The organism is Arthrobacter sp. GmRoot5-12, from assembly GCF_059739365.1.
The window spans coordinates 959,428-970,366 of the sequence record NZ_AP046056.1; the positions used below are offsets into that span (position 1 = coordinate 959,428).

At 63.2% G+C, this 10,939-nt stretch carries 11 protein-coding genes; 5 read left to right on the forward strand and 6 right to left on the reverse strand.

The features are described 5' to 3' along the window. The first annotated feature begins 50 nt into the window (after window positions 1-50). Entirely contained in the window at window positions 51-368 is a 318-nt protein-coding gene (locus AC6JAM_RS04285; protein WP_018769621.1) for a hypothetical protein, read from the forward strand. Between the two features lie 251 nt (window positions 369-619). Here the strand turns inward: AC6JAM_RS04285 and AC6JAM_RS04290 are convergent, their stop codons facing one another. The 4 genes from AC6JAM_RS04290 to AC6JAM_RS04305 all read right to left on the reverse strand — a co-directional run bounded on the left by AC6JAM_RS04290 (window position 620) and on the right by AC6JAM_RS04305 (window position 5,346). Then, complete coding sequence (locus AC6JAM_RS04290; protein WP_134165609.1) at window positions 620-1,690, reverse strand: alkene reductase; 1,071 nt, start codon at window positions 1,688-1,690, stop codon at window positions 620-622. Between the two features lie 120 nt (window positions 1,691-1,810). Continuing rightward, the gene (locus AC6JAM_RS04295; RefSeq protein ID WP_497934138.1) at window positions 1,811-2,554 is read right to left on the reverse strand and encodes a PKD domain-containing protein; all 744 of its coding nucleotides are present in this window, start codon (window positions 2,552-2,554) and stop codon (window positions 1,811-1,813) included. Between the two features lie 188 nt (window positions 2,555-2,742). After that, window positions 2,743-3,408, reverse strand: coding sequence for a DUF6318 family protein (locus AC6JAM_RS04300; RefSeq protein WP_497934139.1), 666 nt, complete (start codon window positions 3,406-3,408; stop codon window positions 2,743-2,745). 210 nt (window positions 3,409-3,618) lie between these two features. Then, window positions 3,619-5,346 carry a purine-cytosine permease family protein gene (locus AC6JAM_RS04305; RefSeq protein ID WP_497934140.1) on the reverse strand — a complete coding sequence of 576 codons (1,728 nt, stop codon included), beginning with the start codon at window positions 5,344-5,346 and terminating at the stop codon, window positions 3,619-3,621. Between the two features lie 184 nt (window positions 5,347-5,530). Between AC6JAM_RS04305 and AC6JAM_RS04310 the strand changes: the two genes are divergently transcribed. Further along, window positions 5,531-5,965 (forward strand): pyridoxamine 5'-phosphate oxidase family protein, encoded by a 435-nt coding sequence (locus AC6JAM_RS04310; protein WP_026265824.1) that lies wholly within the window; start codon window positions 5,531-5,533, stop codon window positions 5,963-5,965. A gap of 19 nt (window positions 5,966-5,984) precedes the next feature. After that, the gene (locus AC6JAM_RS04315; protein ID WP_018769616.1) at window positions 5,985-6,428 is read left to right on the forward strand and encodes a very short patch repair endonuclease; all 444 of its coding nucleotides are present in this window, start codon (window positions 5,985-5,987) and stop codon (window positions 6,426-6,428) included. A 129-nt stretch (window positions 6,429-6,557) separates the two neighbouring features. On the opposite strand, the gene AC6JAM_RS04320 is transcribed toward AC6JAM_RS04315, so the two are convergent. Then, complete coding sequence (locus AC6JAM_RS04320) at window positions 6,558-7,697, reverse strand: glycosyl hydrolase (RefSeq protein ID WP_497934141.1); 1,140 nt, start codon at window positions 7,695-7,697, stop codon at window positions 6,558-6,560. A gap of 330 nt (window positions 7,698-8,027) precedes the next feature. Between AC6JAM_RS04320 and AC6JAM_RS04325 the strand changes: the two genes are divergently transcribed. After that, window positions 8,028-8,438, forward strand: a complete 411-nt coding sequence (locus AC6JAM_RS04325) for an Hpt domain-containing protein (RefSeq protein WP_018769614.1) — start codon at window positions 8,028-8,030, stop codon at window positions 8,436-8,438. On the opposite strand, the gene AC6JAM_RS04330 is transcribed toward AC6JAM_RS04325, so the two are convergent. Beyond that, window positions 8,411-9,175, reverse strand: coding sequence for a response regulator transcription factor (locus AC6JAM_RS04330; protein ID WP_186447835.1), 765 nt, complete (start codon window positions 9,173-9,175; stop codon window positions 8,411-8,413). The two genes, AC6JAM_RS04325 and AC6JAM_RS04330, sit on opposite strands and share 28 nt — an antisense overlap. Window positions 9,176-9,269: 94 nt before the next feature. On the opposite strand from AC6JAM_RS04330, the gene AC6JAM_RS04335 reads away from it, so the two are divergent. Next, on the forward strand, window positions 9,270-10,925 hold the full coding sequence (locus AC6JAM_RS04335; protein ID WP_497934142.1) for a sensor histidine kinase: 1,656 nt from the start codon (window positions 9,270-9,272) through the stop codon (window positions 10,923-10,925). Window positions 10,926-10,939: the final 14 nt, after the last annotated feature.

Below are 10,939 nucleotides of genomic sequence, written 5' to 3' on the forward strand. Positions count from 1 at the left end.
TCCCCTGGGACGCGCAAAGTGCTGTAGTGGACTAGCCATCACTGGCACCCATGCTCGAGGAAGAGGCCACCATGCGGGAATTGCTGGTTGTGTTTCAGGACGGGTTCGACGAAGCGAACGTCACCGTGACCGTGAACGGGAAGGCTGTGCGCAGGGATGTGGGGATTTCCACGAATCCGCTTCTCGGCATCGCGTCAGAGGTCTCGGTAGAGCTGCCGGCCAAGGGTGCCCAGGTGGGCGTTGAGGTCACCAACCGTGGGCTGAAAGCCATCACCAAGGTCAGCGGCAGGCCCAAGAGTGTGCTGGTGTCCATCGAGGACGGGCGCTTGGTGATGAAGGAAGGGACCGGCCGGGAAGCCGTGCTCTAGCGCTTTTTCCTTGCGGCAAAACTGGCTCTGGTAAGAGTCCATTCGTTGGAGTAGCATCTGATCACCGCCGGCATCCGATGGAGTCCGGCGGGCCACATAATTCTTCAGCCGTGAGGTCGTCGGATGACCTTCCGGTGTTGCTGCCCGGGACCAGCACCCCAGACAGCCAACGACGGCGGCACCCATTATGGGTGCCGCCGTCGTCGTTTTGTTCAGCTCGGCCGATCCGCCGCTCAGCCCTGGTAAGCGGCTCAGCCCTGGTAGGCGGGGTAATCCGTGTAGCCGGTGGCGCCTTCGGCGTAGAAGGTGGAGGCGTCGGGCTCGTTCAGCGGAAGGCTTTCCTTCCAGCGGCGGGCAAGGTCCGGGTTGGCGATCGCGGGGCGGCCCACCACCACGGCGTCCGCATGGCCCTCAGCCACCAGGCTCACGGCTTCTTCCCGGGTGGTGACCACGCCGAAGCCTGTGTTCACCAGGAAGGTGCCGCCGAAGCGTACGCGAAGATCCTGGACAAGTTCGCCGGCAGGTTCGTGGTGCAGGATGCTCAGGTAGGCGAGGTTGAGCGGCGCAATGCTGTCCACGAGGACTTCGTACGTAGCACGAACATCCGCGGCGTCGGTCTCGGCAATGCCCTGGACGTTGTGCTCCGGGGAAATGCGCAGGCCCACCCGGTTTGCGCCGAGGGCGGCAACCACTGCGTTGACCGTTTCGATCACAAAACGGGCGCGGTTCTCGGGTGATCCGCCGTAGCTGTCGGTCCGGATGTTGGAATTTGGCGCCAGGAACTCGTGCAGGAGGTAACCGTTGGCCGAGTGCAGTTCCACACCGTCGAACCCTGCCTCAATTGCGTTCAGGGAGGCGTTGACGATCTCCTGGATGACGACGGGGAGTTCGTCGGTGGTCAGTGCCTGCGGCACCGGGTAAGGCTTCTTGCCGGCCGGCGTCCGGACGTCGCCGTCAATCGCTACGGCACTGGGGGCGACGATGGGCAGACCGCCGGTGATGTCAGGGTGCGAAACCCGGCCGCCGTGCATGATCTGGGCGAACATGCGCCCGCCTTCGGCGTGGACGGCATCCGTAACCTTTTTCCACCCTGCAACCTGCTCCTGGGTGACGATGCCCGGCTGGCCGGGATAGGCCTGTCCTGCGGGGGTGGGGTAGGTGCCCTCGCTGACGATGAGGCCAAGGGACGCGCGCTGGCGGTAGTGCTCGACGACGAGCGGGCCCGGGATGCCTTCCTGACCGGCGCGGAGGCGGGTCAGGGGCGCCATCACCAGCCGGTTGGGAAGTTCAAGTTCGCCGAGGGTGAGTGGGGAAAACAGCATGCGCAGTTCCTTTCGAAGGCTGAAGACGTACTGCCTTTGCCAACTGTGGGGCGCGTGCAACTATTCCGGACTTTCGCGGGTGCGATAGGGATCACAGCCAGTTCTGCCCTGCTTTTGAACCTACCGTGGTGCTCCGGCACCCGGACAGCCCTGCCCCTGGGGATTGGCGTTGCAGTCGTCGGCGTAGTTGCGGGTGAGCGAGCGCCAGACGCTGATCCCTTGCGGGGGCGCGCTGAACTGGCCCTGGCCGGGTATGGGAAGGGGTGGACCGGAGTTCACCGAATAGGTGCCTTGGAACGAGGTTGTCAGCACCACCTGGAAATCTCCGGTGGATGCGTAGGCGTGGCTGGTCCGGGTCTTCTCGCCCCACCTGTCCTGCGGCAAGGCGCCGCCCATTGACGGCTGGGGGCCGAAAACCGTGCCGTCCCCGTAGTTCCAGGTGTATTGGACGGGTGTCGCCACCACGTGTACCTGTTGGCCGAACATGGTGATGTCGAACTGCTGTTCAATCGCTTCCGCGTAAAAGTTCGTCTCCGCGCCCCGGAGGGTATTGGGGCTGGGCTGCGCCACAACCTTCCCGGCGTTGACCGGCAGGTTCTGGAACTGGCGCTGGATATCGGCGGCGATCCGGGGCAGGAGGTCCTCGGGCTTCGGGTCGTAAAGGCAGGTGGGTCCTGAGTGATGCGCCCAAACCGCGCCGGGCACGCCCCGCGGCCGCGACAACCACACGACCGGAATGCCCTTGGCACCGTCCTCCCGGTCCTTGCAGTCGAGCTGGCGGGCAAGGCAAGGGGTGTCAAAGTCTCCTCCGCCGAGGTGGCATTGGAGCTCGTACTTGTACTCGTTGGGGTCGTTAGAGGGCACTAACGGGTCTACGGAGACGAACTCCTTCCGTTCGGGGTCCCAAGTGTGTGCCCCCATAGTGAGGCCGGGACTCCAAGCACCACCAAATTCTGGGTCATCACCGTCCTCCGCCTGTGCTGCCCATGCAGGAAGCACTAGGGTCATGACGACTACGAGCAGGAGGGGGACCAGCCGCGAAAGGGACATCGTTATCCAACTATGCTTCCGAGCTCTACCATCGACCATTCACCCTCACCGTAAGTAAGGACGAGCAGATTTCCTTGGTCTGGCGCCTGCGGGTCGGTCCGCGCAACAGTCCCATCAGCTCTCATGTACGACAGGGGCTCTTGGTGAACCTGAACTGCAACTTGGTACGTGCCATTTTGACTTTTAGAAAAGGTGGTGTTTGAGACGGGTGTCGACAACTTCCCACCGACCAACCACCGCCCTTCCGAGTGCCAGTCCCTAATCACTTTGCTGACCTTCTGACAGGCCTCGCACGGGTTTGGGGCAATACTCTCGAATAGCGCAATGTCTCCAGTTTCGTAGGAATAACTGAGGACGCTAAACCAGTATCTGGAAAAAGCTTCTGCCCCTTCCTTCGTTTCTGTCTTGGCTACTTCCGGCAGCACGGGAACCGGCACGTTTTGGGCGGGGCCGGACGCGTCGGCTGGCTTATAGACGGCGCTGGGCGTGGGGGTGGGAGTCGGCGTGGTGCTGGCTGTGGGCGTCTCGGCCGCCACGGGCGACGAAGTGCCGCCCGGCCCCGGAGAGCCCCCGGAATTGCAGCCGGACAGAGCCAGTGAAAGACCAATAACAAGGGCTGCTGCCCCGGACCGCACAGCGCGGGACGTAAAGAAGTTCTGTGATGTCATGGGCCGCTGTACCCCCAGTAAATTTCAAGACGGCTTGCTCCGGACAGTGAGTTAAGGGTAGCCCACGTCACAATTCGGCGACCGAACTTATCCACAGGCGGACCCGGTTCCGTTTCTACCATCCGGAATGCGACAGAAGAAGTCATAAAGGAAGCCGGCACACCACGTGCACCGGCTTCCTTTTTGTAATGACCGCCAGAACTAAAGCGCCTATCTTCCGGCTGGGAGCACCAACTCCCCTGTCTTGTCCGTCGACAAGGCGAGCGAAGAAACGTACTGGATACCGCCGTCGGGAGCGTCCTGCGCGGAACGCACCATGTCCGGCCGCTCGAATTCCAACCCCGTCACGTGGCACAGGAGCTTGGCGTCGCTCGGGTTCCCATCGGCGTCGAACATGGGCAGATCAATGCCGTCTTCGGTGCGGCGAAGATAAAACCTGCCGCGGGTCAGCACAGCGAGAACCGGCGGCAGGACCAGCGCCAGGCCAACCGCGAAAATGGGCGAGTACGGCTGGATTGCGGCACCGAACGCACCAAAGAACACGGCAATGGAAATTCCTGCGGACACCAGCATGGACACGAATCCGACCGGGTTCACGGCGTACAGCATGCCGCGGCGGAACTCCGGCACCTTCGGCGAGATCTTCAGCAGGTACTTGTTGATGGCGATATCGGACGCCACCGTGACCACCCAGGCCATGGCGCAGTTGGCGTAGAAACCGAGGATGGTATTGAGGAAATCGAACATGTTCGCTTCCATCAGAACCAGCGCAATCAGCAGGTTCACCACGACGAACACCATCCGGCCCGGGTACGTCTTAGTGATGCGCGTGAACGAGTTGGTCCACGCCAGGGAGCCCGAATATGCGTTGGTGACGTTGATCTTGATCTGCGAGATGACCACCAGCACCACGGCCAGCGTCATGGCCAGCCAGGCCGGCATCATCTCCTGGTAGACGCCCAGGAACTGGTGCACGGGCTCATTGGCCGTGGCAGAGGCGGCGGGGTCCAGTGTGGCGATCAGGTAGATGGCGATAAACAGTCCCACAATCTGCTTGATCGCCCCAAAGATCACCCAGCCCGGCCCGGCAAGGATCACCGCACGCCACCAGGCTCCCTTGTTGGCCTCGGTACGCGGCGGCATGAACCGGAGGTAGTCGATCTGCTCGGCGATCTGCGCCATCAGGGACAGGCACACTCCGGCTGCGAGCATCACGGACGCCAGGTTCGGTCCGCCATCGCCGGACGCACCCGTGTACGCAAAGAAGCTGTCGATGCTCTCCGGATGGGACATCAGCAGGTAGCCCACGGGAACCACCATCAGCAGCAGCCACAGCGGAGTGGTCCACACTTGAAGTTTGGCCAGGGTGTTCATCCCATAAATCACCAACGGGATGATGATCACGGTGGAGGCGGCATACCCCAGCCACTGCGGGACGCCGAGCCCGAGCTCCAGGCCCTGCGCCATGATGGAGCCCTCCAGCGCAAAGAAGATGAAGGTGAAGGTCGCGAAAATAACGTTCGTGACCACCGATCCGTAGTAGCCAAAGCCGGAACCGCGGGTGATCAGGTCCAGGTCGATGTTGTACCGGGCCGCGTAGTAGGCCAAGGGGAATCCGGTGGCGAAGATGACGACGGCTGCGACCAGGATCCCCAGGATCGCGTTGACAGTGCCGTACGAGATCCCGATGTTCGCGCCGATCGAGAAGTCCGCCAGGTAGGCGATGCCGCCCAGCGCGCTCGTTGCCACCACTCCTGCACTCCACTTGCGGTAGGAGCGCGGCGCGAACCGCAGCGTGTAGTCCTCCAGGCTTTCCTTGGTGGCGTTCAGCGCCGCGGTGTTGCCTGCCGTCGGGGTTGCCGGGGAATGTCCGACGACGGCGGCATTGGATGGTGCCGCCGGTTCCAGTAATTGCGTTGTGTCTGTGTCGTTGCCCATTAGGTGCGTCGCTTTCGTTTGCGTTTAGCCATCACGGCCCTGCGTGCGACGCTATCCAGCAGGAAAGACAGTCCGGTCACAAGCCTGTTTCGGAAGTGTTAAGCCTTGACGGACCTGTCACAAACAGGCGGAGATGGGTACAAAGCCTCTGGCGCATTTCTACTGCGAGTAGAACAATGGCCGCATGATGTTTGAACACGCGGACGGCAATCCCGTCCTGGAACTCGATGACGAGCAGTCCTGGCGCCTGCTGGCGGCAACGCAGCACGGGCGGCTGGTGGTTTCTGTTGCGGGGGAACCGGACATTTTCCCGGTGAATTACGTGACCTCAAACCGGAAGGTCTACCTGCGCACGGCGCCGGGAAACAAACTCGCGCAACTGACCATCAACGCCCAGGTGCTGTTCGAGACCGACGGCATCCTCTCGCAGGAGGCCTGGTCGGTTGTCCTGAGGGGCACAGCGCGGGTGCTCAGCAATTCGGATGAGCTCGCAGCCATTGAGGAGCTTGGCCTGAAGACCTGGGTTCCAACACTCAAGGACTTCTACGTGGAGATCGAACCGAAGTCCGTCAGTGGCCGGCACTTCGTGTTCGGCGAACAGCCGGAACGGGAGATCTAACCGCTCCTAGACTGGAAGGATGGCGGACAGGTCCACTGCAGACAAGCTCACCCCCGAGCAGCGCAGCTGGAACATGTCCCGGATCCGCGGCAAGAACACCAAACCCGAGCTTCTGGTCCGCAGGTTGCTGCACGCCAAGGGCTATCGGTACCGCCTGCACGGCAGGTCCGGCGGCACCAAACTGCCGGGAAATCCGGATCTCGTCTTCGCCGCCCGGCACAAGGTGATCTTCGTCAACGGCTGCTTCTGGCATTTCCATGACTGCAGGGTGGGCCTGCACGCTCCGAAAGCCAACGCCGAGTTCTGGGCCGCCAAACGCACCCGGACGCGAGAGCGCGACGAAGGTCAGCGCCGGCAGTTGGAAGACGCCGGCTGGGAAGTGCTGACAGTCTGGGAGTGCGAGCTGAAGGACCGTTCAGCCCTCGAAACCCAGTTGGTGAACTTCCTGGACGCCGGCGGCTGACGCAGGAATTCTTGAGGAAATCTTTAGCCGCTGCCGGCACTGTCCTTGATCCTGGCGAGGCAGGATGAACGGGTTGCCGCGATCAGGCAGCACGCCACTGGCAGTTTCGGAGCGGCTATCCCCTATCCCCTAGCTTCTCCGGGCCCACAGGGCGGACTTGAAGGCGGATGCCGACGAGTCACTGCTGTTGATGCGCCAGTCCGTTTCCTTCTGCAGATGGAACCAGACGAAGCCCATCACTTCCGGCTGCGCGGCCAGATAAGACACCAGGTCCGTGTTCCAGGCGGCTTTGGAACCACCCAACTCACTGGACGCTGTCTCCGCGATCAGGACGGGTTTTCCGGGTGCCAGGGTGCGGAGCTGGGAGATGCCGGGGCCAAGGAGATCCATCGGGGAAACCCAGCTGCTCCAGGTTTGGGACGTGCCCCAGTTGTAGCCGTCCAGCGCCACGATGTCCACGTAACCTGCCCCCGGGTACAGGCCGGCCAGGTCGGTCGAGCCCCAGTAGGGCACGTTCGGGGACCAAACCCACTGGACATTGGCGGCACCCGTCGCGGCGACAACGTCGTGCACATGACGCCAAGCGGCCACATAGTCTCCGGGCTGGTTGCCGTTGACGCCCTCGGCCCACGGGTACCAGTTGCCGTTCATCTCGTGCGCAAAGCGCAGCATGACCGGCTTGCCCCAGGCCGCCAGCGACTGGCCCCACTGGGTGATATTTGCGTCGAAGTCACCGGCAGCCACCCGGTCAAGCGAATAGGCCGGCTGTTCCACCCCGCCGCCCCAAGCCCACGGCTCCCAGGTCACCAGGGGCGTGGCACCCCGCGAGCGCACCGCATCCATCTCGGTGATTGGCGGAGACTGCAGGAAATCCTTGTAGATCATGACCATCGAGGGACTTTCCCCGGCCAGGGTGGCCACCTCGTCAAGCTCGGTGCCGGCCAGCGCTCCCCCGGCGGTTGCCACTCCGAAGCGCAAGGGAGCCGTGCTGACTGTGGGCGGCTGCGGGGCGGGCGCTGGTGCTGGAGCCGGGGCAGCCTGAACCACGAAAATCGCGGAAGCCTTGATGGACGAGGTCTTGGCAGTGATGGTGAGGTTTCCGGTTGACGCCGCTGGAATGGTGATCCCCGTACTGAAAGCACCCGTCGATGTGGTCTGGAACGCGAAGGTCGTGGAACCCACAATCACTGTCCCGGTAGTGGAGACCTTGAACCCTGTTCCGGTAACGGTCACCGCGGAACCGGCCGGACCGGAAGCCGGGTTGAGCATAACTTGAGGTGAAGTGGCTGCGCTGGCCGGCTGGATTATGGACACGGCCAAACCAGCCACGATTAAGAGCGCGGCAAATAAGGTCCTGAGCGTTCGGAACACGGCAATCTATCCCCAGATTGAAGGCGGTTTTGGGCCGCTGTTGACGTCAATGCGGAAAGCACTGGCCTTGATCCTATGGGCAGCAAACCGCACTCCCATCAAGAAAACCACAATTCTTGCCGAGTCTTCTGCAAGGTAAAGGGAACGGTCCTAACCTGAAAAAAGACGAAGCACCTCCGCATTACCACCCTGTTTTCCGAGTCAGCAATTCCAGCAGAAAGGAGTGTCATGAGCACTTCAGATGATGCGCCCAGGCCGCTGGTAGACCAGTCCGTCCTGGACCGGCTGCGGGAAGAGCTTGAGGAGGAAGAAGGCTACAGCAGGGTCTTCGTGGGGAACTTCATCGAGTACCTGCCACAACGGCTGGCCCGTTTGCGGCTTGCCCTGACCACCGGAGACCTCGACGGATCGATGGATGCCGTCCTCAGCTTGAAGACCTCAAGCCAGATGGTTGGAGCCGAGCGGCTGGCGGGGCTTGCCCTGGAACTGGAGAACGAGATCCGGGCCGAGGCGCGACACGCTGACATGACGGTGGCATTGCCCAGGCTGGCAGCCGCGTACCTGCGGCCCATCACCCAGTGCAGCAGGCAAACCACGCACCGGCTGCAGGCTCAGTGCTGCCCGGGCGCCAAGCGATAACCCACTCCGCGGACTGTTTGCAGCCACCGCGGCTGCTGCGGCGAGTCGCCCAGCTTTTTGCGCAGGTTTCCCATGTGGACCTCGACGGAACGTTCGTCGGCCTCGCTGATGTAACTGCCGACGTCGTAATCCTCATCCCGAAGCCTGCGCACCAGGTCGGACTTGGTCCGGACCGTCCGGCCGGCTTCCAGGAGCGCGTACAGGAGTTCGAACTCCGTTCGGGTCAGGTTCATCTCTTTGCCGTCGACGGCCACCGTGCGGGACGCGTAGCTGAGTTCCAGCCCGTTGTGGCTGAAGTTTCCACGCTCGGGGTGGGCAGTTCCGTCTTGGGAAGCATCCACCGTTACCTCGCCGGGCTCGGGAACGGAGCGTGGCCGCCGCATCATGGCCGCGACGCGGGCGCGCAATTCGCGCGGCCGGAACGGTTTGGTGAGGTAGTCGTCCGCACCCGACTCGAGCCCGATCAGGGTGTCCAGTTCCTCGGTGCGGGCCGTGAGCATCACGATGTAGGCATCCGAAAACTCGCGGATCTGCCGCGACACCTCGAATCCGTCGATGTCCGGCAACCCCAGGTCCAGGGTGATGACGTCAGGATTCAGGCTCTTTGCCATCAGGACGCCCTCCGCGCCGCCGCTGGCGACCGAGACGTCGAATCCAGCCTGGGTCAGCACAGTGCGAACCAGTTCCCGAATGTCGTGGTCATCCTCGATGACCAGACCCACACGTGCCTCACTCATAGAGCCCCCTCAGTGCCAACGTCAGAAGTATAGCTGGCTGCGGATATCCTGCTGGTATGGCCCTGCAAACCCCCACATCCGCGTCTTCCACCCCATGAGCGACCCCACAGCCTGGTCCTCCGGACGGCTGCGGTTTTTCAAGCGGCCCTTTCACGAGTACCGGCTGACGGACCGGGTGGCCATGAGCCAGATGCCGTTGTTCGTGACCACCATCCTGACGGCCCTGCTGGTCTGGGCGTTCTTCCCGGACACCATGGACAACCCCCTTTTCGTCACGTTCCTCATCTCCCAGCTGGCGATCATGGCGCTGTGCTACCTCATCCCCTGGGAGCGGCTGCCCTACACCAGCTTCCTGGCCATCCCGCTGCTGGACTTCATCTCGATCGCCGCCGGCCGGGAGGGCGGACAGGAAAGCCTCGCGGGTATCAGCCTGCTGGCCGTGTTCCCGGTCATCTGGCTCTGCGCGTCGGGCTACTACCCGCGGGCCGCCTTGTGGCTCTCCTTCCTGGGACCGCTGGCCATTATCTGGGTGCCGTTGCTCGTGAAGGGAAACTACACGCCACAGGACTTTGCCCGGTCGCTCCTGCTGCCGGTCATGATGCTGGGCATTGGCGTCTCAGTGAGCGTCCTGACCCTGAGCATGATGCGCCAGCAGACGCAGCTGGAGGAGAAAGACGAGCAGCTGAGGGCCAACCTGCGCATCAGCAAGCGCCAGGAGGCCCTGTTAAACACCGTGCTGGAAACCGTGCACCTGGGCGTCCTTGCCGTCGACGCCGACGGCCACGACGTCCTGATGAACCGGAAACAGCGCGCCAACCATGAACTGGCCAGGCCAAAGAATATCGCGGACCCCAACGAGTCACAGCTGCTGGTCTTCGGCCCTGACCGCAAGACGCTGGTCGCCGTGGAGGAGCGGCCGGTCCGCCGGGCTGTCCTGGGGGAAACCTTCACCGATTACCTCGTCTGGCTGGGCGAGGGGAAAGAACAGCGGGCCTTTGTCACGACGGCACGCGCCATGAAGGATTCCGATGGCAACCTCGGCGGCTCCGTCATCGTCTTCAGCGACGTCACGGACCTGGTGAACGCGCTCACCGCCAAGGACGACTTCGTCTCCAGCGTCTCCCACGAATTCCGCACGCCATTGACCTCCATCCTCGGGTACGTGGAGATCCTTCTGGCCGATGAGCTGGAAGGGCCGCAGCGCGAGATGCTGGAGATCATCCGCCGGAACTCCGAGCGGCTCCTGACCCTGGTGTCGGACCTGCTGTCCAGCAGGAACGGCCAGTTGATCGTCACGCCCCACGCCGTCGATGTGGCCGAACTCGTGCGCAGCAGCGTCTCCTCCGCGATGCCGCGGGCCGCCGCCGCCGGCGTCGAACTGCGGGCCGAAACCCCGGAGCGCCTGGAAGCTCACGTGGACAGCGCCCGGATCTCCCAGGTCCTGGACAACCTGGTGTCCAATGCCATCAAGTACTCACCGGACGGCGGCGAGGTGGTGGTGTCGCTGGCGCAGGAGGACGGCCACGTGGCCTGCCGCGTGGCCGACACCGGCATGGGGATGAGCCCGGAGGACGCCTCCGAAGTGTTCGCCAAGTTCTTCCGCACCAGCAGCGTCCGCCGCACCGCCATCCCCGGCGTGGGCCTGGGCCTGCCCATCAGCAAGGCGATCGTCGAGGCACATGGCGGCACCATCGGCGTCGACAGCACGCTGGGTGAAGGGACCACCTTCATGTTCCGGGTGCCGGTGTAGCGGCCCCGCGCCCG

Coding starts and splice junctions, on each gene's coding strand:
- AC6JAM_RS04305 (WP_497934140.1), bottom strand. CDS start 5,346: ATGGGCAACGACACAGACACAACGCAATTACTGGAACCGGCGGCACCA.
- AC6JAM_RS04310 (WP_026265824.1), top strand. CDS start 5,531: ATGATGTTTGAACACGCGGACGGCAATCCCGTCCTGGAACTCGATGAC.
- AC6JAM_RS04320 (WP_497934141.1), bottom strand. CDS start 7,697: ATGCTCAACCCGGCTTCCGGTCCGGCCGGTTCCGCGGTGACCGTTACC.
- AC6JAM_RS04285 (WP_018769621.1), top strand. CDS start 51: ATGCTCGAGGAAGAGGCCACCATGCGGGAATTGCTGGTTGTGTTTCAG.
- AC6JAM_RS04330 (WP_186447835.1), bottom strand. CDS start 9,175: ATGAGTGAGGCACGTGTGGGTCTGGTCATCGAGGATGACCACGACATT.
- AC6JAM_RS04325 (WP_018769614.1), top strand. CDS start 8,028: ATGAGCACTTCAGATGATGCGCCCAGGCCGCTGGTAGACCAGTCCGTC.
- AC6JAM_RS04300 (WP_497934139.1), bottom strand. CDS start 3,408: ATGACATCACAGAACTTCTTTACGTCCCGCGCTGTGCGGTCCGGGGCA.
- AC6JAM_RS04315 (WP_018769616.1), top strand. CDS start 5,985: ATGGCGGACAGGTCCACTGCAGACAAGCTCACCCCCGAGCAGCGCAGC.
- AC6JAM_RS04335 (WP_497934142.1), top strand. CDS start 9,270: ATGAGCGACCCCACAGCCTGGTCCTCCGGACGGCTGCGGTTTTTCAAG.
- AC6JAM_RS04290 (WP_134165609.1), bottom strand. CDS start 1,690: ATGCTGTTTTCCCCACTCACCCTCGGCGAACTTGAACTTCCCAACCGG.